This is a genomic window from Alkalihalobacillus phoenicis (assembly GCF_047302405.1).
GTDB lineage: Bacteria > Bacillota > Bacilli > Bacillales > Bacillaceae_D > Alkalihalobacillus.
Genome location: NZ_CP154853.1, coordinates 12,290 through 37,002 on the forward strand (window position 1 = coordinate 12,290; position 24,713 = coordinate 37,002).

The 24,713-nt window shown below is 34.4% G+C and carries 17 protein-coding genes; 14 read left to right on the forward strand and 3 right to left on the reverse strand.

Going from position 1 to position 24,713, the window contains the following annotated elements; genetic code table 11:
- Positions 1 to 3: 3 nt before the first annotated feature.
- From AA0017_RS00060 to AA0017_RS00090, 7 genes are all read left to right on the forward strand, one after another.
- Entirely contained in the window at positions 4 to 2,763 is a 2,760-nt protein-coding gene (locus tag AA0017_RS00060) for a CDP-glycerol glycerophosphotransferase family protein (protein ID WP_413378321.1), read from the forward strand.
- Between the two features lie 9 nt (positions 2,764 to 2,772).
- Complete coding sequence (locus tag AA0017_RS00065; protein WP_413378323.1) at positions 2,773 to 5,898, forward strand: CDP-glycerol glycerophosphotransferase family protein; 3,126 nt, start codon at positions 2,773 to 2,775, stop codon at positions 5,896 to 5,898.
- A gap of 294 nt (positions 5,899 to 6,192) precedes the next feature.
- Positions 6,193 to 7,596, forward strand: a complete 1,404-nt coding sequence (locus AA0017_RS00070) for a CDP-glycerol glycerophosphotransferase family protein (RefSeq protein ID WP_413378325.1) — start codon at positions 6,193 to 6,195, stop codon at positions 7,594 to 7,596.
- Between the two features lie 6 nt (positions 7,597 to 7,602).
- Entirely contained in the window at positions 7,603 to 8,862 is a 1,260-nt protein-coding gene (locus AA0017_RS00075; protein ID WP_413378327.1) for a CDP-glycerol glycerophosphotransferase family protein, read from the forward strand.
- Between the two features lie 37 nt (positions 8,863 to 8,899).
- Positions 8,900 to 9,655: a CDP-alcohol phosphatidyltransferase family protein gene (locus AA0017_RS00080; RefSeq protein WP_413378329.1), complete on the forward strand. Its 756-nt coding sequence runs from the start codon at positions 8,900 to 8,902 to the stop codon at positions 9,653 to 9,655.
- Between the two features lie 153 nt (positions 9,656 to 9,808).
- Positions 9,809 to 10,204, forward strand: a complete 396-nt coding sequence (tagD, locus tag AA0017_RS00085; RefSeq protein WP_413378331.1) for a glycerol-3-phosphate cytidylyltransferase — start codon at positions 9,809 to 9,811, stop codon at positions 10,202 to 10,204.
- Positions 10,205 to 10,357: 153 nt separating this feature from the next.
- On the forward strand, positions 10,358 to 11,749 hold the full coding sequence (locus AA0017_RS00090) for a sugar transferase (protein WP_413378333.1): 1,392 nt from the start codon (positions 10,358 to 10,360) through the stop codon (positions 11,747 to 11,749).
- 421 nt (positions 11,750 to 12,170) lie between these two features.
- On the opposite strand, the gene AA0017_RS00095 is transcribed toward AA0017_RS00090, so the two are convergent.
- A complete protein-coding gene (locus tag AA0017_RS00095) occupies positions 12,171 to 13,643 on the reverse strand; it encodes an SH3 domain-containing protein (protein ID WP_413378335.1) in 1,473 nt (490 codons plus the stop codon).
- A gap of 300 nt (positions 13,644 to 13,943) precedes the next feature.
- Complete coding sequence (locus AA0017_RS00100; protein ID WP_413378337.1) at positions 13,944 to 14,978, reverse strand: LCP family protein; 1,035 nt, start codon at positions 14,976 to 14,978, stop codon at positions 13,944 to 13,946.
- 837 nt (positions 14,979 to 15,815) lie between these two features.
- On the opposite strand from AA0017_RS00100, the gene AA0017_RS00105 reads away from it, so the two are divergent.
- Genes AA0017_RS00105 through opp4A form a run of 6 tightly spaced genes read left to right on the forward strand, consistent with a single transcriptional unit; the run spans position 15,816 to position 22,000 of the window.
- Positions 15,816 to 16,304 carry an Lrp/AsnC family transcriptional regulator gene (locus AA0017_RS00105; RefSeq protein WP_413378339.1) on the forward strand — a complete coding sequence of 163 codons (489 nt, stop codon included), beginning with the start codon at positions 15,816 to 15,818 and terminating at the stop codon, positions 16,302 to 16,304.
- A gap of 12 nt (positions 16,305 to 16,316) precedes the next feature.
- On the forward strand, positions 16,317 to 17,336 hold the full coding sequence (locus AA0017_RS00110) for an ABC transporter ATP-binding protein (protein WP_413378341.1): 1,020 nt from the start codon (positions 16,317 to 16,319) through the stop codon (positions 17,334 to 17,336).
- Positions 17,323 to 18,255 carry an ABC transporter ATP-binding protein gene (locus AA0017_RS00115; protein ID WP_413378343.1) on the forward strand — a complete coding sequence of 311 codons (933 nt, stop codon included), beginning with the start codon at positions 17,323 to 17,325 and terminating at the stop codon, positions 18,253 to 18,255. The genes AA0017_RS00110 and AA0017_RS00115 overlap by 14 nt, the downstream gene beginning before the upstream one ends.
- A 3-nt stretch (positions 18,256 to 18,258) precedes the next feature.
- On the forward strand, positions 18,259 to 19,221 hold the full coding sequence (gene opp4B, locus AA0017_RS00120) for an oligopeptide ABC transporter permease (RefSeq protein ID WP_413378345.1): 963 nt from the start codon (positions 18,259 to 18,261) through the stop codon (positions 19,219 to 19,221).
- Between the two features lie 17 nt (positions 19,222 to 19,238).
- Entirely contained in the window at positions 19,239 to 20,138 is a 900-nt protein-coding gene (locus AA0017_RS00125) for an ABC transporter permease (protein WP_413378347.1), read from the forward strand.
- A gap of 17 nt (positions 20,139 to 20,155) precedes the next feature.
- A complete protein-coding gene (gene opp4A, locus AA0017_RS00130) occupies positions 20,156 to 22,000 on the forward strand; it encodes an oligopeptide ABC transporter substrate-binding protein (RefSeq protein ID WP_413378348.1) in 1,845 nt (614 codons plus the stop codon).
- 387 nt (positions 22,001 to 22,387) lie between these two features.
- Here the strand turns inward: opp4A and AA0017_RS00135 are convergent, their stop codons facing one another.
- A complete protein-coding gene (locus AA0017_RS00135) occupies positions 22,388 to 23,026 on the reverse strand; it encodes a YigZ family protein (RefSeq protein WP_413378350.1) in 639 nt (212 codons plus the stop codon).
- 507 nt (positions 23,027 to 23,533) lie between these two features.
- On the opposite strand from AA0017_RS00135, the gene AA0017_RS00140 reads away from it, so the two are divergent.
- On the forward strand, positions 23,534 to 24,670 hold the full coding sequence (locus tag AA0017_RS00140) for a sensor histidine kinase (protein WP_413378352.1): 1,137 nt from the start codon (positions 23,534 to 23,536) through the stop codon (positions 24,668 to 24,670).
- Positions 24,671 to 24,713: the final 43 nt, after the last annotated feature.

The following is a 24,713-nucleotide window of genomic DNA, read 5'->3' on the forward strand; positions in this document are numbered from 1 at the left end:
GAATTGGGACAAAAAATAAAAGTATTATCAGTGGATTCAGAGCAAATAAAAGTTAAAAAGTTAGCTGATGTCGTTGTGAATAGTATCCAACTTATTGATGATTTGAATAATGAAATAAAGCTTAGCTTCAAAGATAAAATAGAAGAAGTTATTATTATTAATCCGATAAAACAATTAGAAGAAAATCGTTTTTATTCGTTATATATGAATGATGTTAAGTTAAGTAGCACCAGCCATTATTTGTTCAGTAATGAACAGCTAAGGATAGAAAGTAGTCATGAGCAAATTGTTTTTCTTAATAAAAGTAAAGTTTCCCCTTCTGTTAACCCATTAGTTGGTCAAATAGGGATCACGAATGCCAAAATAGAAGGTGAACAACTATTATTAGAAGTTGCACAAGGGCATGTAAGTATCTCGACGGATATGGAAATTTATGCTGTCAATGAAGAGAATGCAGAAATTAAAAGACTGTCTTTTCATTGTGTAAATAATGTTATTAATATTGAACTTTTAAACGCTGTTAAGAATGGGAAATGGCACCTTAAAGTCAGACATACTTTTCAAAACTATCTTTTAATAGACAGTTTCATTCAAGGTAACCCAACAAAACTGAATCAGACTTATTTATTGGGGAACATTAATCATAATACAGATAGTTATATAGGTGTATTTTTTGAAGGGAATAACTTATGTTTATTTAATTCGCCTAAAAAAGAGTTCCTTGAATCTGTGCCTTTCAATGAGAAAAGGGAAATATTGATTGGAAATTTATTCAAAGACCAAGAACATGAAGATACACTATGGTTTAACTTATTAGACAATCAGTTAACTGTAAGTGAATTAACAGAAATTGTTCTTATTTCAAGAAAAAACAAAGAAAGAATAGCTATTTCTTTTCAAATTAGAGGCACGAGAATTGGTATTGAAATGGATCAAGATTGGGTAAAGGAGTTAAAAAGAGGTAGATGGGATATTTGGGCGGAATTTCTTACAAATGACAACTCAATTCGAGCAAAGTTGAAATTATGTAGAGAAAGTTCTGAAAAGCAAATACATATGTTTAAACAAATTGATGAAGATTCTATGATTGTTTACACAACTATGAATAACTTTATGTCTTTGTTCAAATCGACAGGCTTTACAGTATTTAAAGAGAAGAATCAAGTAAAGACGAAAATGGTCAATTTGAGGAAAAACGGAAATAATGGCTTTACTATAGCTATTGAAGTAACAACAAAATCGGCTCTAACTATTGAGAATATCACAATAAAACTTCGGTCCCAAGATGTTTCAAAATTAATTATACTAGATAAGCCCAATATTCAAATGCAAAATGAGGAAACTTGTATAGTTAGTGCTTCCTATGATGTCGACTGGGATAAAGATTTTTTTCCGTTATATTGGGATGTATTTGTTACATGTATAGATGAGGATAATAATACCGATTTAATTAAAGTGACTAGTGCCACGAACAAGTTAAAGCGAAAAATAAACAAAAATTATATTAGCTATGCAGTATTTACAGATCATAAGATCATGTACCCTTATATAACATTAAAAAATGAAATTGCATTTATGATGCGAGATAAAGAAGTATATGAGAACAAACTAACCAAGTTAAAAGAAAAAGTAGCTTACCTCACATATATTGCTTTAAAGCCAATTTATTTTAGAAATAAAGATATTTGGATAGGGTTTGAAAAATTTTCTTCCACTGCACAGGATAACGGGTATGCATTCTTTCAATATGTAGATAAGAATAAGCTACATGATCATTTTTATTATATATTGGACAAAAGCTCTTCTGATTATGAAGAGGCGCGTAGAGAAAGTAACAGAGTTGTGCCATTCATGTCATTCAAATATTTAGTTCTACTGTTTGCCAGTAATTTGTTAGTTTCATCAGAGAATAAACGACATGTATATAATTTAAGAGTTAGATCAGGCTTAGTACCAAAAAAGATCGCGAACAAACGTAGTGTATTTTTACAACATGGTGTTACTGCATTGAAGAAATCAAATGTATTTAAAAAGGCAAAAAGAAGAGGGAATTTTAGTTTGGTTATTGCTACATCAGAGATAGAAAAGGAGATCATTCATCAAAATTGGAAATATGAACTGAATGAGATTGCTGTTACAGGTTTTTCTAGATGGGATAAATTATTTGATAAATCCTTGAGTCAAGAACGAAGGAAGATTTTTGTAATGCCAACTTGGAGAACATGGATAGAAGGAATGCCAAAAGAGGAATTTATCAAAACAGATTATTACCTTAACTATATCAACTTTTTGAATTCCGAGGAACTAAAGGAGATTTTAATTCGTTATAAGTTGGAATTAGTGTTCTTCCTTCATCCTAAGTTCAAAGAATATATAGTTGAATTTAAATTGGGGAATGAGCATGTTCAATTAAAGGAATTCCAAAATATAAAAGTAAACGAAGAAATCATGGAAGCTTCCATGATGATAAGTGATTATTCTTCTGTTACATGGGATATGTTTTATTTAAAAAAACCAGTAGCATTTTTCCAATTTGATTATGAGAAATATAATGAATATGAAGGTAGTTATATTAAAATGGAAGAAGAATTATTTGGAGACCGTGCATTAGACATTGACACTTTGATTCGATTAATTAATGAGTATGCAGATAATGATTTTCAAATGAAGCCAGCGTATGAGCAACTTCATAACGAGTATTTTCAATACGTTGATCATAATAATTCAAAGAGAATATTCGATGTTATTAAAAGACTAAAGTAGGGTGAGGAAATGAATTTTGTCGAAGTGGATTCTCAACGCAGACAGTGTGTATTTTTGTTATCTAAGGAAATAGCGTCAGATGTGAAATTTATCCAAGTGGCAGAAAAAGAAGTACCTTTTACAAAAAGAGAAATAGAAAATGACAGAGTAGCATTTATTCTCGATATTCAAGGGAATTTTCCAACTAATATTTTTTATGAAATTATCTTATTGAACGGGGATGATAAGATTATTTCATATGAAGTTCAAGAAGAGGCCATAGTTCCTTTTACGGGTTCTTTACCTGGGATCATATTATTGGATAACGAGCGTATGTATGTTAAGTTCATACACGTGAATGAACTTTTTGAGAGCTTGGCTCACGCTCCTATTATTTATGAGGATAATAAAATAATTCGTGAACAAGGAGCCTACACGAGTATTTCCTTACCTAAAGTAAATATTGGTGATTGGAGAAATGCTCTAATAATTGCTACGCAGAAAGAAACGAAAATTCAACAATTGATTCCAATAAAAAATAATGACAGTGAGTTAATGATTTCAAATCAATACACAACGGGTCTATTTGAAATTGAATTAATTATTGTAAAGAATGACCATGTCTTTCGTGTATCATTTACTACAAATAAAGATCGATACATCGCATTAATAAATCAATCGAAACAATTGGTTTCGAATGATAGATACATGCTTAGCTTAGACTCATACGAAGGCGATTGCTTAATATTACAATTGGATAATTTAGATGGAATCAAGCTCGTAAAGTTATTAACAGATAACAGCTATGAGATAGGTGAAATCAACGGCAGAACAGGACAAGTGCTCTTTCATAATGTGTCTATCAATAATGTAAAAAGAGCAGTTCTATTATTAACAACGGAGGAACAGGTTGTTGTAGAAAACCTTAAAGAAGGGGCTCTTAAAGACAGTGCACTTGTATATGATTATATAGATGAGACGGCTTACAATTTTCATGTTGGTTATCTGGCGAATAAAGAGAAGTTGTCTGTGAAAAATATACAAGTGAATGGCACTAAATTAAGCTTTCATATAAATCAAGAAGATATAAACAGTTTACCAAGTCATTCCCCCTTTCTACTCCTGAAATTTAGAAAAAAAGCACAAGTTTATTACACTAGGGGGAGAAGAGAGGGGGAACATTTCGTCTTTGATTTCAGCTCTTTGTTAGATGTATTAGAAAATGATAATACAGCAAGATGTGATTTTTATCTGATTAATGATTATAAAAATACGATAAGTTATCATCTTCATTATTTTGAAGATAATTCTTTAGAGGGACCATTTCGATTCTTTCAACCATTTGAGCAAGAGTTTACTAATAATTCTACGTATAAACAGCGTTCTAGAGTCTATATAACTCAGAATAATGAGCTGGCATTGGTGAAAAATAATGTTTCTAATTTAGTCACAGAAAAATTTAATATTAAATTGAGTGTTATTAACTTTAATATGAAGAGAAATAAAGTAGAGCTAGATATTAGAGTCATTTCACCGTACATGAATAACTTTCAAATTGGCTCTTTCTATTTAATTCAAAGAAATAAAGATACTATTGATAAAAGAAGCTTTGCAACAGAGGTAGTAAGTGAATTTAACGGAAAAACAGTCATAAGAACTAGTGTAGATCTTGTTCAATCTGATTTATATCCATTATATTGGGATTTATATATTGGTGTAATCGAGAGTAACAAAGAGCATTTTGTGAAGATCAATTCTGTCGTGAAGAGAATAATCAAGGATGTTAACGTAACGATTTCAAAATATCAATTTAATGTAAATGATAAGGATATTATCTACCCGTATATTACCCTTTCAAATGCTCTTTCGTTTACTTATAGAGAGAAAGAATATTACGAGAACCGATACTATTTGTTGAAGGAGAACTTAGCATATTTTTTTGTTAAGCTGTTTTCTAAGCATTATGAGAAGAGGAATATCTGGTTAGCGTTTGAAAAGTTATCACTATCTGCTCATGACAGTGGCTATTACTTCTTTGACTATGTTTATAAGAATAAGAAGCACGATGAATTTTATTACATTATTCGGAAAGATTCACCTGAAATGAAAAATTTAAAAGATAAGAAAGATAAAGTGATCTACTTTATGTCTTTTAAGTATTTTGTTTATATGTTCGCGTCCCAACTGTTAATCTCATCTGATACGAAACGTAACAGTTATAATCTTAAACTAAAGAAAAGCAGATTAGCCAAAATATTAACTCATAAAAAGCTTGTTTACCTACAACATGGCGTAAATGGTTTGAAGAAAGTTAGGGACTTCCATAAAAATAGAGGCGTGTTCGATTTGGTAATAGCTCCTTCTGAATTTGAGAAACAGATGATAATTAATGATTGGGGTTATGATGAGTCTGAAGTTGCCGCCACAGGACTAGCAAGATGGGATGGACTGAAAGACAAAACGAAGGAAATTGAATATAAACAAATATTCCTAATGCCAACTTGGAGAACATGGATGGATGGAATGGAGAAATCAAAGTTCAAGGATAGTGAATATTATCAGAAGTATAATGAATTTCTTTCTTCAAAAAAATTGCATGCATTATTAGAAGAACATAATATTAAATTAAAGTTTTTCTTACATCCAAAGTTTCGCGAGTACATTGATTTGTTTGAAACTGATTCCCCTAATATTGAGAAGTTTGGTTTTTTAGAAGTACCAATGGATGAAATGATTATGCAAAGTTCCTTAATGATATCTGATTACTCTAGTGTTATTTGGGAAATGTTTTATCTTAAGAAACCTTGTGTGTTCTTTCATTTTGATAAAGATAAGTATGTAGAGTATGAAGGAACTTATATGGATCTTAATAATGACTTGTTCGGCGATGTTGCCTATGATACAAGCGAGTTATTGAAAACAGTAGAGCACTATATAAATAATGGATTTGAGGAAAGAGATAAATTTGCTGAATTAAGAAATGAATACTTTACCTTTATGGATAATCGGAATTCAGAGCGTATTTATCAAGCAATCCAAGAGAATGAAGATTGGTTAATTAAACCACTTGAATTGCCCAAATTTAAATTTAGACAACTCCTTCCTTTTAGTGTGAAAAAGAAGTTGTTAAAGATAAAAAATAGCATTCTAAAATAAATCATAGTGCTTGTAACGCTATTGTTTCATAAAAAGAGAAAATAAAAGTGTGGTAAGCGTCAAATAAAGCACAAATTCAAAGCTCCTCGTACTTATGAGATCCTCTTTCTATCAAATGGAAAGGGTGTAAGACCATTGTCATTGTCTCTTACAGTTAAAAACCATTACAAAAATAAGTGAATGAGCAATGGTTTTATAAAGAGGAGAAGTACGAGTGATTGGAGAATTTAACGAGTTAATTGATTAGAATAACTAAAAGTAGTAACTGCAAGTAATTAAGGGTGGTTTGCTCAAATGGGAAAAAACAGTTCGGTCTTAACTGTGCTTAGTCCTGAAAAAGTTAATTTTAAGATAAAACGAATAAAAGTAAAAATCATGAGTCGACTTGAATTATTAGAGGGGTTATATCCACAGCTACAACAATTTGTATCAAATTTAGGTGAAATGCAAATCCAAAAGAGTCTGCTAATTTTAAAAGCCAATTTAAGAGCAGCTTTAAAGGATAGGTCAAAGAAATTGCGAAAAAAGATAAATAATAAAATTGGTACACTATATCTTCAACTATACCGTAAGTTTTTTTTAAATAGAAACTTAAAACAAAATCAAATAATTTTTGAAAGTTTTAGTGGAAAAGCTTATTCGGATAATCCTAGAGCACTTTATGAGGAAATGATAAATCAGGATTTACCTTATGAATATATATGGATTTTAAATGATACGGAAAAGCCAATTCCTGGTTCAGCTAAAAAGGTCAAGCGAGGTAGTTTATCTTACTATTATTATTTAGCAACTTCAAAGTATTGGGTATTGAATGCGAGAATGCCGAATGCGATTAAGAAAAGAGAAGAAACTGTTTATTTACAAACGTGGCATGGAACGCCTTTAAAGAAGCTTGCTGCTGATATGAAGGAAGTTCGAATGCCGGGTACAACAACAGAAAAATACAAACGCAATTTTTATAATGAAGCTCAAAAGTGGGATTATTTAGTTTCACCGAATGATTATTCAACAGAAATTTTCCGGAGGGCTTTTAAGTTTGATAAAGAGATATTAGATGTTGGGTATCCAAGGAATGATATTTTATATAAGAAAAATAATGAAGAGGACATCCAACAACTTAAAAATAAAATTGGTTTACCAGCAAATAAAAAAGTCATTCTTTATGCTCCAACCTGGCGAGATGATGAATTTTACGGTAAAGGCAAGTATAAGTTTAATTTGAAATTGAATTTAAGAGAGATGAAGCAACGTTTATCAGATGAGTATGTATTGATTTTACGAATGCACTATTTAATTGCTGATTCAATAAATATTGAAGGTGCAGAAGATTTTGTTTACAATCTCTCTTCTTATGATGATATCGCCGAACTTTATTTAGTATCGGATGTGTTAGTGACAGATTACTCATCTGTTTTCTTTGATTATGCAAACTTGCGTAGACCAATCCTCTTTTTTACTTATGATATTGAGAAGTACCGTGACAATCTTAGGGGCTTTTATTTTGATTTTGAAGAAATTGCTCCAGGCCCATTTTTAAAGGAGTCGCATGAACTAATCTCAGCTTTTGAAAATCTTGATTCTTATGAAGAAGAGTATCAGGAGAAGTTTGAATCGTTTTATGACAAGTTTTGTTCATTAGAAAACGGAACTGCTTCAGAACAAATAATTGATCGAGTCTTTAAAGACAATTCAAAATAAGGAGCAATGAACACTTTGCTAGCTAAATTAAAAAAAAGTAAATTTGCTAGATTGATTTCTACTGTTCTTTTTCGGCTGATTTCCTGTTTACCAGTTAAACGAAATGTTATTCTTTTTGAAAGCTTCTCTGGTAAACAGTATAGCTGTAACCCAAGAGCAATTTATGAGTATATGAGAGATAATAAATATCCATATGAACTTATTTGGAGTGTAAATGGAAATGTGGCAAGCGACTTTCAAAAGGAAGGAATTCCGTATGTTAGAAGATTATCCTTAACCTGGTTTTGGATAGCGGCCCGTGCTGGGTATTGGGTTACAAACAGTCGCATGCCATCATGGGTACCTAAGCCTAAAAAGTCAACTTACATTCAAACATGGCATGGTACGCCATTAAAAAGGTTAGTTGCCGATATGGAAGAGGTACATATGGCAGGCAACACAAGGGAAGGTTATATTAAAAGCTTCCATCAAGAATCGAGCCATTGGGATTATTTACTCTCACCAAATCGGTATTCGACGGAAATCTTTAAGAGGGCCTTCAATTTTGACAAAACAGTTATCGAAGAAGGATATCCTCGAAATGACAATTTAGTTAATAAAAATGATGAAGCCTATATTGAGTCTTTAAAAGTTAAAATTGGTTTACCAACTGATAAAAAAATCATCTTATACGCTCCGACTTGGCGTGATAATGAATTTTTCGCAGAAGGAAGCTATAAATTTACATTGAAATTAGAGTTGGATAAATTACAAGCCCAATTTGGTGAAGATTGTATCATATTATTGAGGCTACATTATTTTATATCCAATGCTATAGAGTTAACTGGATATGAACATTTTGTTTATGATCTATCAAATTATAAGGACATTAACGATTTGTATTTAGTATCGGATCTCTTAATAACGGATTATTCATCTGTCTTTTTTGATTATGCCAATTTAAGGCGACCAATGATCTTTTACACATATGATATGGAGTTATACAAGGATAAATTACGTGGATTTTATTTTGATCTAAAGCAAGAAGCTCCAGGTCCCGTTGTGGATACAACCGATGAAGTGGCACTTTGGATTAATAAGTTATTATTGAATAAAAGCTTTAATGAAAATGAAGATCATAACTCCAAGAAAGTTTACAGAGAAGTTGGCGAGAAGGCCGAGTACGAACAGAAATTTCAAGCCTTTTTTAATCGTTTTTGTTATCTAGATAACGGACAAGTGAGTAAAAGAGTGGTTCATCAGTTATTTGGAGAAACGAAACAGTGAATTATTTATTGAAAAGTATAACCATTGAGGTGTTCACATGAAATCGCAAATGGGCAAGCTGCCTACTACTTTTTTTGATACAAAGAAAATTATTTCCTACCGTGAGAAATCACAAACTTATAGTGCAAAAGAGGATTTGTGGTCATGGTTTGTGCTCAGGCGCCTTTCGATTTATGTGACCCTTTTGTTTATTAAACTAAAGCTGACCCCAAATGTGGTGAGTTGGCTGAGTTTTTTAGGAATCATTTTCTCTGGATTCTTTATGCTAATTTCAACTCCACTTGCCTTCATCATCGCTTTTGTGTCGTATAATTTAGGCTATTTATTTGACTGTGTAGATGGAGAAATTGCAAGACTAACTGGAAATACTTCAAAAAAGGGCTTTTTTATTGATATGTTAATACAAGCAGCGACAATACCTGTGTTTATATCATTTGTTATGTCCTTGCTTGTTTTAAGGGGCTATTTACATTTAAGTGTACTGGAAAGTATTTTACTCTATGTATTAATTGTTGTCTCCATTATGTCCTTGCTGATTCCACTTTCATATCAAATCACTATAAACGAGGGTATGGAGCAAGACCCTGTAAATAAAATCAGGGCAAAATCTTTTTTCTTTACCATTGTAGGCTTTTTACTTGGTTTACCAGGTTTTTATGCAACGTTATTAATTCTCGTTCTTTTTGAATGGATAACAGGTTTATCTTTAATCCCAATATATATATTGTTCTTTTTAATTATTTTAATGATGAAAGTCATTGCTAGGCTATATATAACGTTAAACTCTATATAATTCTGTTATTTTTAGGGAATTTGTCGCAAAATCTGTTCCATATATATTATCTATGCTATAATCTTAAATTAGGAAGTTAACATTTCGTTAACAATTAAAATAATTTCTTAATAATATAGATGAATATATGTATGGTAATAGGAGGATGCGAAAATGAAAAAAGTTATCACTTACGGAACATTTGACTTATTGCATTGGGGACATATAAACTTACTACGTCGTGCAAAAGACTTAGGTGACTATTTAATTGTGGCGATTTCGAGTGACGAATTCAATGCGATTAAAAATAAAAAGTCTTTCCACAGCTTTGAAAATCGTAAAATGATTTTAGAAGCTATCCGTTATGTCGATGAAGTGATTGCCGAAGATAATTGGGAGCAAAAAGTTCATGATGTAAAAGACCATAATGTCGATATCTTTGTTATGGGAGACGATTGGGAAGGCAAATTTGACTTCTTAAAAGAGCAATGTGAGGTTGTCTATTTACCACGTACAGCTGGAATCTCAACAACGAAAATTAAAGATGGCTTAAAGGCTATTAATCAATAATAAATTTATGAGTGTAATAGTTTAAAAAAGACCTATGGATTTTTCTGGTTAACTTGTAAAAGTAACGAAATTTAAAAGTTTTTGTCTTATCACTATATTTTTATGTTAAAATACTCCTAGACTATATATTCTATATATGCTAGGGGTTTTTATATGCCAAATATATTTCCAGAAAAAACATCGCGTTTTTCTGTAGTTCTAGTTGATATATTAATTATTTTATTTTCATATACGATTTCATTTGTGATTGCCTCTAATTATCGTGTTATCCAAGAGAGAAATATTGATGCTTTTATTAGTTTGTTTCCTTGGGTTTTGTTGATTGGGGTCTTTTTAATATATACGTTTGAATTGGATCGTCTCGTTTTAAAGGATAAATACGATGTTGTCCGTAAACTAATTGTTACAGTTGGTTTTATGTTTATTTTTACGACAGCTGCATCATTCTTATTCCGTGAATTTGCTTTACCACGTTCCGTTATTCTTATGTCACACTTCTTTGCTTTCTGGTTAATGTTAGGCTGGAAAATGATTTATGTGAAGATGACAAGTAAGAAATTTAAGGATCGAGCTGTTTTTATTGGTGATGAGGATGAGTATGAGCTCATGACCGATAATCTTGTTGCGTCAAAATTAACAACAAGCAAAAAAGGTTTAGTGAGAATTCACAGCCTCGCATCATTGAAGGATTTAGGACAACAATTAGCTCCGTACAGCCATATTTTTGTCGGTTCGGCTGTCACGGAAAAAAGAAAAAACGAAATTCTTTATTATGCAATGAAGCAAAATAAATTAGCGTATGTTATTCCGAATATGAATGATTTATTTGTGATGAAATCATCTGTGACAACACTCGGGGATTCGATGGTTATTCAAGTGAAACCTTTTAACTTAACAAATGGTCAAGAAATCATTAAGAGGCTGCTCGATTTATCTGTCTCAGCCGTTATGATTTTAGTCACATTGCCTTTGATGCTGATTGCGGCAATTTTGATCAAATTAGAAGACCGTGGTCCCATTTTCTTCAAACAGGAGCGAGTTGGAAAAGATGAAAAATCATTTAATGTCTTGAAATTCCGTTCGATGATTGTCGATGCCGAAGCGAAAACAGGTCCTGTCTTAGCAAAGAGTAAGGACAATCGGATCACAAAGATCGGAGCTTTTATGCGCAAAACTCGAATTGATGAATTGCCACAATTAATTAACGTTTTCCGCGGCGATATGTCTTTAGTTGGGCCAAGACCAGAACGAGCTTTTTTTGCTAAACAATTTCAAAAGGAAAACAAATGGTTTAACTACCGTAATTCTGTAAAGCCTGGTATTACTGGGTATGCACAAGTGCTTGGTAATTACACAACAAGTCCAGAGCGTAAGCTAAAATTCGATTTATATTATATTCGTCATTATTCGATCTGGTTAGATATCATGCTTCTCCTCAAAACAGTGATTGTCGTCTTAAATAAATCACAAGCAGAAGGCAGTGTGGAGAAGAATAGTCAGAGCAATATTGGCAAAAGAAAATATGGATTTATGAAAATGAAATAAAAGATTAATAGCCGTTTCCAAGCTCACATTCGTTTTAGGTGAGTTAGGGAACGGTTTTTTGTTGAATTTTTACAGTGTTTTTGGAGAGTATAAACAATATTAAATACGGATTGTACCTTATTCATAACGTTATTGGAAGGAGTGTGGATTTGCATTCCTAATTCGGTTTAATAAGTACCGTAAATGAGAGGAATTTGAGATTCCATAACAATCTGAGATTATAAGCACCTTAATCCGCCAAAGCTCGCGTTTTCATAATAATACTTACTCTAAATCGATATAAATGCAAATTTCATTATTAATCACTCAGGTAATAAAAACACGCAGGAAATACCAGCTGTTGCAATTAAACTTAAAACGATTTAATCTGCCGGAATGTCCTGCGTGTTGATTTCATGATTTATTTGATAGCTGACTGAAGCTATTGACCAACCTTTTTTAAGAAGTCGCTACTTACCCAACTCGTGCGCTTGTTATAATCGACTTGTGTCCATGAATTGTTTGTATGAACTTGACCGTTTTTTTGTAGGACGCCTGTAATATATTCATCTTTTTTGACACTGTCGATAATTTCACCATTTGGTTGAGCACGGACATTTAGGCTAGTTGAAGAGGTCGAAATTTGGTATAGGTTTTGCAGACTAACATATTCACCAGATACCCAACCTGTTGCACGGCCGATTTTAACTTCATACCAGCCATTAAAATTTATACCGAGCACCTGAACTCTTGTCTGAGTGTCTAAAGTGCGAATGAAGGATTGGGCGGTTGTATTTGGTTCATTTCTAAAATTGACACGAGTAGTAGTTGTGCCAATAATACCTTCTGGATAACGAGTGATTTCGGTTGGTTCTGGGTTGCCTGTATGCACATATTCAGGTGGTGTTCCAGGTTGCTCTTTATAAACGGGAATGTTGTAACTTAACGTATGACCTGAAATGGAGGAATATAAATTAGCAATTCTTCCCGTTTGTTTAATAGCCCACGCGATATCTGTTGCGTATTGATTATGCCCTGGATTAGCCGGATTCCATCTCATTTTGTAAAGAGAGTCTTGTCCATTATGAATATAATTTCGGGCAACAAATTTGGCGCCATCTATAATCGCCTTTTCAGGTGTGAACCAGCCTTGGTCGTATGCATATTTTGCCCCGCATGACTTTGCGCAGCCATCAAAAGCACCAATGCCGTACATATTATAGACCGTTTGGCCGTTATAATTAATTCCACGTGCAAGTTCTGAATGACCGTTCCCAGTCTCTAACAATGCGTGTGAGATTAGATAGATTTCATTAATAGAGTGTGTTTTGCTTGCTTCTATAAACGCTTGTCCTTGACCAGTCAAAATTCCTTTGCTAGCGAGGACGGTTTTATTTAACTCAGATGCTTGAACGCCCGCTCCTGTCGATAAGTCTAAAAATTGATAAAAATGAGAGGAGTCATTAGAGAAGTTATTTGGGTTTAAGTAATACTCAATATCCTCTGGACTGGCATTTACCCACATTTTATTTAATTGAATCTTATACCAGGTGAATCCATCGTTTCCTTGGACAGTGTTCGTTATGTTTACTTTTTCTCCTGAAGTTACTTGCCCAATAATCCAAAAGGTCGTACCTGGACCACCACGTAGGTTCCAGCGTGTGGACTGGCCATTAGTTCCTTGTTTTATCGTTCCTGTTGAACCAGATACATTTAAAGCATCTGCTCTTATGTACATATCATATTTTTTATCTGTTTGGCCTTTTAGTGCGATTTGTCTTTCTAGGGCATCCTTAAATACCGTATTAACTTCTGTTGTCGTAAATGAATGAGCACTAGCTTGTTGAACACCCGTAAAAAGAAATGTCACCATTATTAGACCAATAATGAATGCACCGATTTTTTTAGTCCACATTTGTTTTGTAGTCCCTCCTGTATAGTTCTTTTTTAATGTGAGTAAAGACTCTATTATACTATTTTATTATCTAATAATTTTACTAGAATGTTAATAGATTTGTTTGTAAAAGTTTGGTGAAATGAAAGAAAGATAGAAAAGAACTAATTCGTAGTTTTGTTTAAAAGGCAAGTGGGGAAAAGAGCCATAGATATGATTTAATATAAGACATAATGGCGATAAAAAAAACCCCCGTTCATAAAACGGAGGTTAAAAAATATAACTTTATTTTTATTGTTTATATAGAGTAACCTAATAAGCTTAGTAGCTCGTTTCGACTTCTTCTATTTCTTCTTCTTCAAATGGATTTAGGTCTTTTAGACTATGTCCGTCAATCTCTAAGTGTTGTTTTAGTCTTGTTTGTAAATCAATTAGATGTTCTTGGTCAACTTCTAAATAATAGACACCATTAATCGTGGCGTTGCTTCCTTGAATTTGATGATTTTCAATATCTTTTAATGAACCGGCATATGAATGAAGGGCCACTAAGTTAGCGAATGAAAAGTTCGTTCCTAAGTTATCACCAATGGCATCCATTAACCCATTAAAATTAGTAATGGTCGAAAAACTTGCAGCTTGTTTGATAATTCCTTCAATCACTTGTTGTTGGCGTTGGCCGCGCCCTATATCACCGAGTGGATCTTGTTTTCTCATTCGAGAGTATGCTAAAGCTTCTTTTCCATCTAGGTGCTGAGGACCTTCAGTGAATTGTAAATTAAAACTGTTTGTGCTTTTTTCATTAAAGGTAAAGTCAAATGGGACATCTACTTCAATTCCACCTAAGGCGTCGACGACATCAACGAGCCCGTCAAATCGAACATACCCATAATAGTCAATCGGAATATCTAAAAAGTTTTCAACAGTATTAATGGTCATATTAAGACCACCGCGGGAATTGGCATGATTGATTTTGTCCATAAACCCTAAACCGACCATTTCAACGCGTGAGTCACGTGGGATGCTTGTTAAGATGATGCTTTTTTCATCCTTATTAAATGTAGCAACAATCATCGCATCTGTTCGTGCTCTTGTTTCACCAGGGCGTGAGTCATCACCTAAGAGTAAGACAGAAAAATTATCTTTACTTGGATTAACAGCTTCAGTACGCATTTCTGATTTAACACCACGCTCCAACTCTGGCTCAGCGGCACCTGTTATGGTTGAGTTAATTTTCCATGCTGAGTAGAAGATTGCCCCTCCAATAACTACAAATGTAAGTAAGAATAAAGTTAAAATCGATTTGAGTATTTTACGTTTACTACGTTTTTTTCTTTGTCGTGTTCTAGACTGCTCCACTATCATACCTCGCTTTCTTTATTAAGGTATTAAACCCCTTAACAATATTATTCATCTATAAAGCTTCATGTTCTTTTAATAGTTAGATTGAATCTTCTATCAATGATCATATTCCTCTACCGATGGTTGTTGAACCAAACGGTACTTGCGGACAGACTATTCCTACTTCTTACCTATGTTAGTCCGGGATAAATGTATAAAATAGACGATATCTATCCAATTTTATCGAATAAATGAATTTTAGTAAAGCAAAAACACATAAAAGTGCGGATGTAAAGTATTGGGAGAATTTTGTAAGATTAACTAGAATAGTAGCTTGAAAGCTAATTAAAGCGTTTACATTTATTCGGACATGAGGTAAGTTAAATAGTAATTGTTTCATTTTATTTACAAAATGATGACAAGAGAAATAGATGAAAGAGTATAACGAAATTTTATTTCAGTAAAGTTTAAAAGCGTGAAAGGGGTAAAGTAAGAGGGGAGGGGCTGAATGCCAATTTCGTAGAAAAAAACTTTCTCTTTTAAAAAAATCGTAGTGATTTTAAAATTTTATTAATGATTCAATAGTGTTAATTATGAGAAAAATCAATCAGTCAGAAAATTTTACAAAGATTTTATTATTTTAATATTGAAAAATTCTGTCGATTATTTTACAATATCTTTATCCATTCTTTGAGAAAAAAACACATTCGAAAATTTTTGTAACAATTAACAGAATTTTTCATGAATGTTTTTATTTTTTAAAAGAAATATAAGTGAGTTCATATTTAAGTATTAATTTTTATTAGTCATTCTAATAAAAGAAGTCTAATAGATAGTTAGAAATGAGTGAATGCTATGACGAAAATTGATTCACTGGACACATCGATTCTTAAGTTGCTTCAGGAAAATGGTAAGAGATCCTATACGGAGATGGCCAAGATGCTTGAGGTAAGCGAAGGAACGATTCGGACAAGGGTCAATCGAATGTTAAATGATAAGATTTTTGAGTTTATCATCCATATGGATCCGAATAAAATAGGGCTTCAAGTCCAAGCAATCATTGGAATTGCAACGAAGCTTGGTTATCAAGAACAAGTTGCAAATCGTTTGAATCAATGTAAAGAAGTTCGGTTTGTTGGTGTTTTTTCCGGAAGGCATGATCTAATTTTACAAGCCTATTTCAAAAACAATGAGGCACTCGTCGATTTTGTGAATGAAGAGCTTGCACAATTAGAAGGTATAGACACAGTTGATGTCAGCATTGAACTTAAGCAATATAAGGATTCTTTCTCTTATATTGTGAATGGAGAAGAACACCATGAACATGTTGAAGAAAATAGTTAATGGAGTGAGAAAATGACGAATCAACTACTCAAAATTCAGAATTTACAAACTTCCTTCCGGATAAAAGATGATTATCATGCGGCTGTTGACGGAGTCACTTTGGAAGTGAATAAAAATGAAATCGTCGCAATTGTAGGAGAATCAGGCTGTGGAAAAAGCGCTCTCGCGTTCTCGATAATGGGATTTCATGATCCGAAACGTTCGAAAATTGAAGGGCATATTTATTACAAAGATCATGATTTAGCGAATATTTCTACGGCAAAATTAAATAAGCTTCGTGGTTCTGAAATGGGGATGATTTTCCAAGATCCACTAACGGCTTTAAATCCTTTAATGGTTGTTGGAGTTCAAATAGAAGAAACATTGATCTTACATACTAAAATGAATAAGGAACAGCGTAAAGCTAGAGTAATAGAACTGCTTGATTCTGTTGGGATTCCAAACCCACAACGGACGTTTAATCAATACCCACATGAACTTTCTGGGGGGATGCGTCAACGTGTTGTCATTGCGATTGCGATTGCCAATAATCCAGCGTTCCTTGTCGCCGATGAGCCAACAACGGCATTAGACGTAACCATTCAAGCACAGATTCTTGATTTAATGAAGGAATTAAAAGAAAAGATGGACGCAGGGGTTATCTTAATCACTCATGACCTAGGAGTCGTAGCTGAAATGGCTGACCGTGTTGCGGTTATGTATGCGGGACAAATTGTTGAATTAGCACCGGTTGAAGAGTTGTTCGCCAACCCGAAGCATCCTTATACACGTTCGTTATTACAATCTGTTCCATCCACAGATAAAAAGGATGAACGACTTCATGTCATTCAAGGGATCGTTCCACCACTACCAAGCTTGCCACGTGTAGGCTGCCGTTTTAAAGCAAGAATTCCTTGGATTCCAGAAGAAGCTCATGAGGAAAATCCAGAATTGCATGAAATTAAACCGGGACACTTTGTCCGTTGCACTTGTTATAAGACTTTCCACTTCCAAGACGAACAGAAAGGGGATAAGAATAATGGAGTTTCTTAAAGTTGATGATTTAAATGTTCACTTTCCCGTTCGTGGAGGAGTTTTAAAAAGAGTTGTTGACCATGTGAAGGCGGTTAACGGTGTATCACTTCGGTTAGAAAAAGGACAAACATACGGTTTAGTTGGAGAGTCTGGTTCCGGTAAAACAACAACTGGACGTGCAATTATTGGCTTAAACGAGATTACGTCGGGGGATGTCTTTTTTGAAGGGGATAATCTAGCTCGAAAAAAGCGTTCCGGTGCAGACCGACGTGAGATTCAAATGATTTTTCAAGATCCCTATTCTTCATTAAATCCAAAGAAACGTATTCTTGATATTGTTGCTGAACCAATTCGAAACTATGAAAAATTTTCAAAAGAACAAATTAGAGCAAGAGTGGAAGAATTGCTTGAACAAGTTGGTTTAAGTAAAGAAAGTATTTTTAAATATCCACATGAATTTTCCGGTGGTCAAAGACAAAGAATTGGGATCGCTCGTGCCATTGCTCTTAATCCGAAATTAATTATTGCTGATGAACCTGTATCGGCCTTAGACGTTTCGGTACAAGCTCAAGTCTTAAACTTTATGAAGGATATTCAAAAAGAACTGAATTTGACCTATCTATTAATTAGTCATGATTTGGGAATTATTCGTCATATGTGTGACAGAATTGGCATTATGTATAAGGGACGACTTGTTGAAGAAGGATCGGCTGAGGACATTTACACAAATCCACAGCACATTTATACTAAACGCCTCATCTCAGCGATTCCGGACATTGACCCAAAAAATCGTGAAAAACAGTCAATCTTTCGTGAAGAAGTTAAATTGGAATTTGAAAATTCTAAAGATTATTATTTCGATAAAGATGGCTTAGCTTTCGATTTAAGACAAATCTCAGACACTCATTTTGTTGCATTGCCAAAGGAGGGACAATAAAACATGTGGACTTTTACAATTAGACGAATTTTAATTATGATTCCACAGCTTTTTGTTTTAAGTGTCGTCATTTTCTTCTTGGCTAAGATGATGCCTGGGGATGCTTTAACAGGTTTGATTGACCCTAATATCGGACCAGAAGCATTAGAAAGACAACGTGAACGCTTAGGATTAAATAATCCTTGGTATGTTCAGTACTATGATTGGATAACAAAAGCTTTGCAAGGGAATTTAGGACAATCCTTCCGCTTTAAATTGCCTGTTACTGAATTAATTGAGCAAAGAATGTGGAATTCATTTTGGTTATCGGTCGTTACGTTAATTCTTACGTACCTGATTGCGATTCCATTAGGTATCATCAGCGGTCGTTATAACGATACGATTGCAGACCGTACGATTACGACTTATACATACATAGGGTTTGCCGCACCGTTATTCATTTTTGCCCTAGTAATGTTATTTGTATTCGGGTTTAAACTTCAATGGTTCCCAACAGGGGGAAGTGTAACACCAGGCTTAACACCAGGAACCTTTGATTATTTCTTAAGCAAGCTCTATCACTTGATGTTACCTGCTTTATCAATGGCCTTAATTACAACCGTATCAACGGTTCAGTATTTAAGAAGTGAGATCATTGATATTAAGCATAAAGAGTTTATTTTAACAGCTCGTTCAAAAGGGGCGTCAGAATCACGTGTCTATAACAGCCATATTTTCCGAAACTCTTTACTACCAATTGCGGCGTTTTTCGGCTATGAAATTACCGGCTTAATTGGTGGGGCAATCTTCATTGAGAACATATTTAGTTATCCTGGAATGGGTGAACTCTTTATTTCATCTATTATGCAACGGGATACGAGTGTTGTTGCAGCACTTGTGCTATTGTTTGGAATTGCTTCGATTCTAGGAGCATTACTTTCAGACATCATACTAAGTATTGTTGACCCAAGAATTCGGATTAAATAACGTGGAGGTGAAAAGACATGGCTGATTTACGACAAATTGACAACCAACAACCATTAAGAAGTCCGTCCGGTTTAAATGTAATCTGGCGAGAAATCGTTCGCGACAAAATGGCTCTGTTCTCTCTTATATTAATGATAGTCATTTGTGTTTTTGTATATGGACTCTCTTTCTTTTTAGATTTGAAAACGATTGTTACAGTGGACCCATTTGCGATCCATCAACCACCATCGTCCGATTTTTGGTTAGGAACCGATTACGGTGGTCGTGATGTATTTGGTCAATTAATTATAGGGACGCGTAACTCTTTAACAATAGGAATACTCGTAACGTTACTAAGTGGGTTTATCGGTATAACATTAGGGGTTGTTTCCGGTTATTTCGGTGGCATGATTGATAACGTATTAATGCGTATTTTAGATTTCTTTATGATTTTACCGACGTTAATGATTATTATCGTATTCGTTGTTATCGTTCCTAGATATTCGGTTTGGAGCTTTGCGGTCATTATGGCGATTTTCTTATGGATGGGGATCGCGAGGCTGATACGTTCAAAAGCTCTGCAGGAAAAGGAGCTTGATTATGTTAATGCTTCAAAGACACTTGGAAGCTCACATTTTAAAATTATTTTTACACAAGTCCTGCCAAATATTAGTTCGTTAATCATTGTTACGATGACTTTAAGTTTGGCAGCCAATATTGGGATTGAATCTGGCTTATCCTTCTTAGGATTTGGTTTTCCAGAGAGTACTCCTAGTTTAGGTACTTTAATTAGTTATGCAAGGAACCCGCAAACGTTAGAGTTTCGCTGGTGGATTTGGTTACCCGCATCGTTATTGATTTTAATAATGATGTTGAGTATAAATAACGTCGGTCAAGCGTTAAAACGTGCGACAGACGCTAAACAAAGAAGAGGTTAAAAAAGGGAGGAATTAGAATGAATAACAAGTTACGTTTGTTATTACTAGTATTACTAGCAAGTTTTGTTGTCTTTATGGCAGCTTGTAGTAATGACGGTGCATCAACGGATCCAGAAGAAACACCTTCAGACGATCCAGAAACAGAAGAAGAAGCTCCGGAAGAAGAAGAAGAAGAAACAGATGGCCTTTACTCTATCGATGATTTCGATCATATTAAAGACGATGGAACAACAATTGATGGAGGAGAGCTAGTGTTTGGTTTAGCTTCTGATACTCCTTTTGAAGGTACATTAAACTGGAACTTCTATTCTGGTAACCCAGATTCACAAGTACTTTTATGGTTTGATGAGCCGTTATTAACTTGGGATGAAAACTATGTTTACACTCAAGACGGTGCAGCAACATATGAAATTGATGAAGATGACAACCGTATTTGGACTTTAACAATTCGTGATAATGTTAACTGGCATGATGGTACTCCTGTAACTGCAGAAGACTGGGAATTTGCTCATTATGTAATTGCTGACCCAGAGTATGATGGTGTTCGTTTTAATGCATCATTACAAAATATTGAAGGAATCGTTGAATACCATAACGGAGAAGCAGATACGATTTCTGGTATTGAAGTATTAGATGAAAAAACAATTCGTATTACGTACAAACAAGCGACACCTTCTTTAATTACAGGTGGAGTGTGGACATATCCATTAGCAAAACATATTTATGGTGATATTCCGGTTGAAGAGATGTCATCACATGCAGCAACTCGTCAGAACCCAGTCGGTTTTGGTCCATATGTTGTAGATTCAATCGTTCCTGGTGAGTCTGTATCGTTCTCTAAATTCGAAGACTACTGGAGAGGTGAGCCTGCTCTAGATAAAGTAACATTACGTGTTATTAATCCTTCAGTTGTTGTCGAGGAATTAAGAAATGGCGGAGTAGATATGGTAAGTTCTTTCCCTGTTACACAATTCCCTGACAATGCTGATATGTCGAATGTAACTTGGTTAGGTAATATTGATCGTGCATACACTTATATCGGTTTCAAGTTAGGTCATTGGGATGAAGAAAATAATGTGAATGTATATGATCCAGAAAACTCTAAAATGGGTAACAAAAATTTACGTCAAGCAATGTGGCACGCGGTTGATAATGACACAGTTGGTGAGCGTTTCTATCACGGTTTAAGATGGTCTGGTACGACGTTAATTCCACCATCACACCCAGAATTCCATGATGAAACGAACCCAGGTCGTTCTTTTGACCCTGATAGAGCTAATGAGCTTCTTGATGAAGCTGGTTATGTTGATGTTGACGGAGATGGTTTCCGTGAAGATCCAGAGGGCAACGAGTTAGTCATTAACTTTGCTTCTATGAGTGGAGATGAAATTGCTGAGCCATTAGCAAACTACTACATTCAAGCTTGGGCAGCAGTTGGATTAAATGTAGAACTTTTAGATGGTCGTTTACATGAGTTTAACTCATTCTACGATCGTGTAGAAGCAGATGATGCAGATATTGATATTTACCAAGCGGCTTGGGGTGTCGGTATTGACGTTAACCCAAGTGGATTATATGGTGTTGAAGCATCGTATAACTACTCTCGTTATGTAAGTGATGAAAACAATGCGTTAATCGCTGATGGTATTTCTGAAGAAGCATTTGATGTTGACTACCGTGTTGATGTTTACAACGAATGGCAAGAATATATGGTTGAAGAAGTTCCTGTATTCCCAACTCTTTACCGTGCCGCTTTAGTACCGGTTAATAACCGTGTAACTGGCTATGCAGTTGGTGATGGAACTGGCTATTACAGATACCAAGTTGGTGTAACTGAAGAAGTTGCTGAATCAGCTAATTAATCTCTTAGCTACTTAGTATTTCTGACGTTAGATCAAAAAGGAAAAGTCACTGAGAGCACTATGCTCTTAGTGACTTTTTTGGTGCGGATGGGAGATTAAGAGGTTAGAAGGAGAAGGAAGCGAATGCCGACAGGGTATCAGGTTTCAGGCTTGAAGGAGGGAAGTCGTCATAAGCAAGGGCAAGAAGATTGTAGTTGGGTTCAGACTTAAGCACACATAGACCTCAACCTATGTAAATAAATGGATTTTCTCCATAATAAAAACCTCATTCAAACGCCATAAACGTTTAAACAAGGTATCCCTTAAAAATATACACCTTCTATTATGCTCTCTTATATAATAGAAGAAACTAGTTTTTCTGCTCAGATAGATAGATTTGACAAGTCGTTAGGAATCGATTAGTGATTCTAAATAAACCGGCTCTCCTAATTTCACCTCTATTTGTCCATTAGTCAGCTCTTCCATCCATTTTTTAAAAGGTTCGAGATTGGAGTTTTTGACATAGACTTGAACGGTGACATCTTCTAAATAGGAGATTTCTTTTAGTTCGTATGTTGATTGTCTTAATTCATTTTCGACTTTTCCTAACCAATGGTAATCCATGGAACAATAAGCGACTTGCATGAGACTTCGTTTGACAATTCCGACATCATTTAAGCCCTCGCTCACAGAACTTCCGTAAGCCCGAATGAGTCCACCTGCACCTAATTTAATTCCCCCAAAGTATCTAGTGACGACAACGACGGTATCTTTTAGTTGCCGCTTTTTTAGAACTTCTAGCATGGGAACTCCGGCTGTCCCACTCGGTTCGCCATCGTCATTTGCTTTTTGAATCAGATCGTTTTCACCAATTAAATACGCCGAACAGTTATGTGTTGCGTTCCAATGTTTCTTTTTAATTTTTTCAATAAATGTTTGTGCTTCGTCATCACTTGTCACTCTTTCGAAATGGGAAATAAATCGTGATTTTTGGATCACTAGTTCATGTTCACCATAACCTTTGACCGTTTTGTATTCTTCTAACATTAAAAAATCACCTGCTTTTTTCATAGTTTTACAAGAATCCGAAATCAAGATGTAACAAATGTTTGTTAGGATAGGCTTGTCGGAAACATGTTTACAGATTAAAGCGTTAGAACATTTTTTGCTTCAATGGTTAGCGAGAAATAATTGATTCAGAAACATTTGTTGAATGAAAATGAAAAAAGGGTTAGCACTATGTCCCTAATAGTATACCAAATTGTAAGGTTGGTACAATTTATAGGCACTCAAATTACTTGGATATAAATAAGGTGTGTTAACGTGTACGAGCGTAAGGGTGATATTTCGATTTCAACGGATTTTAAAATTGAAAGTAATCATCATATTAGCATATTTATATCGAATTATGTTTGAATCTAGATAGGATTTTCTTATTTTTTGTTGTAATATAAGGATAGCGGAAAGTCTTAAATGAGGCAATTGGTTACACTTCTAAGGGCATTCATCCGTGACCTTTGATTGGTTTTCGTATAGAAAAGTGGGTGAAAAGGCTTGAGTGGACAAACAGTACTTGAAGATATTATAGAAAAGACGATACATACTGTAGGGCAAAGTCGTGAGCAAATTTTCGAAATTAGCGAGAAGTCGAGGCAAGAGTATGTATCCTTACAAAAGGAACTATTAGAAATTCGGCTGAAGGTAACACGTGTCATTGAAAATACGGACAAAACAGAACTATATGCAAGATATGCTCGTAATCGTTTAGCTGAAGTTAGTAAAAATTTTGAACAGTATAGCACAAAAGAAGTACAAGCGGTTTATGAACAGGCGAATAATTATCAAGTAGAATTAGCTGTTTTAAGGCACGAGGAACTTCAATTAAGAGATCGGCGAGATACGATTGAACGTCGTATTGTTGATCTTGGTGATACTGTAGAAAGAGCAGAACAATTGGCTGGACAAATGTCAGTTGTTTATAATTTCTTAGCGCAGGATTTAAAAAATGTCGGTGAGGTCATTCAGAGTGCAAAGGAAAAACAAGCATTCGGTCTGAAAATCATTGAAGCACAAGAAGCGGAAAGAAAAAGACTTTCACGGGAAATACACGATGGACCAGCTCAAATGATGGCGAACGTTATGCTCCGTTCAGAGTTGATTGAACGTATTCATAAAGAAGAGGGAATTGATGAGGCTTTAAAGGAGATTCGCTCTTTAAAAGAAATGGTTCGTTCTTCTTTGGCAGAAGTAAGAAGGATTATTTATGACTTGCGACCAATGGCTCTCGATGATTTAGGTTTAATGCCAACATTATCGAAGTATCTGAAGAATTTCGAGGAACATCATCAAGTCATTGTATCCTTTGCAGCACTAGGGAAAGAACAAAGGCTATCACAAGAGTTTGAGGTAGCCATGTTCCGTTTGGTGCAAGAAGGTGTACAAAATGCTTGTAAACATGCCGAGCCGACACAAATTCAAGTGAAAATAGAATTCCATAAAACGAAGGTGATATTAGTCATTAAGGATAATGGCAAAGGTTTTGATCCTTCAACCGTTAAAGAGGGTTCTTTTGGACTCATGGGAATGAAAGAAAGAGTTAATATGCTAAAAGGGGATTTAAATATTCAATCGCATCTTAACGTGGGGACAACTTTACTTATCCAAATTCCTTTGATGACAGATGAAAGTTAATTGAAGATGCATTCTAGTGTGGGGAAAAAGACTACAGTGATCG

Bases quoted from the DNA above. Each gene is read 5' to 3' on its own strand.
- AA0017_RS00065 (WP_413378323.1), top strand. From the start codon at position 2,773: ATGAATTTTGTCGAAGTGGATTCTCAACGCAGACAGTGTGTATTTTTG.
- AA0017_RS00070 (WP_413378325.1), top strand. From the start codon at position 6,193: ATGGGAAAAAACAGTTCGGTCTTAACTGTGCTTAGTCCTGAAAAAGTT.
- AA0017_RS00075 (WP_413378327.1), top strand. From the start codon at position 7,603: ATGAACACTTTGCTAGCTAAATTAAAAAAAAGTAAATTTGCTAGATTG.
- AA0017_RS00080 (WP_413378329.1), top strand. From the start codon at position 8,900: ATGAAATCGCAAATGGGCAAGCTGCCTACTACTTTTTTTGATACAAAG.
- tagD (WP_413378331.1), top strand. From the start codon at position 9,809: ATGAAAAAAGTTATCACTTACGGAACATTTGACTTATTGCATTGGGGA.
- AA0017_RS00090 (WP_413378333.1), top strand. From the start codon at position 10,358: ATGCCAAATATATTTCCAGAAAAAACATCGCGTTTTTCTGTAGTTCTA.
- AA0017_RS00095 (WP_413378335.1), bottom strand. From the start codon at position 13,643: ATGTGGACTAAAAAAATCGGTGCATTCATTATTGGTCTAATAATGGTG.
- AA0017_RS00105 (WP_413378339.1), top strand. From the start codon at position 15,816: ATGACGAAAATTGATTCACTGGACACATCGATTCTTAAGTTGCTTCAG.
- AA0017_RS00110 (WP_413378341.1), top strand. From the start codon at position 16,317: ATGACGAATCAACTACTCAAAATTCAGAATTTACAAACTTCCTTCCGG.
- AA0017_RS00115 (WP_413378343.1), top strand. From the start codon at position 17,323: ATGGAGTTTCTTAAAGTTGATGATTTAAATGTTCACTTTCCCGTTCGT.
- opp4B (WP_413378345.1), top strand. From the start codon at position 18,259: ATGTGGACTTTTACAATTAGACGAATTTTAATTATGATTCCACAGCTT.
- AA0017_RS00125 (WP_413378347.1), top strand. From the start codon at position 19,239: ATGGCTGATTTACGACAAATTGACAACCAACAACCATTAAGAAGTCCG.
- opp4A (WP_413378348.1), top strand. From the start codon at position 20,156: ATGAATAACAAGTTACGTTTGTTATTACTAGTATTACTAGCAAGTTTT.
- AA0017_RS00135 (WP_413378350.1), bottom strand. From the start codon at position 23,026: ATGTTAGAAGAATACAAAACGGTCAAAGGTTATGGTGAACATGAACTA.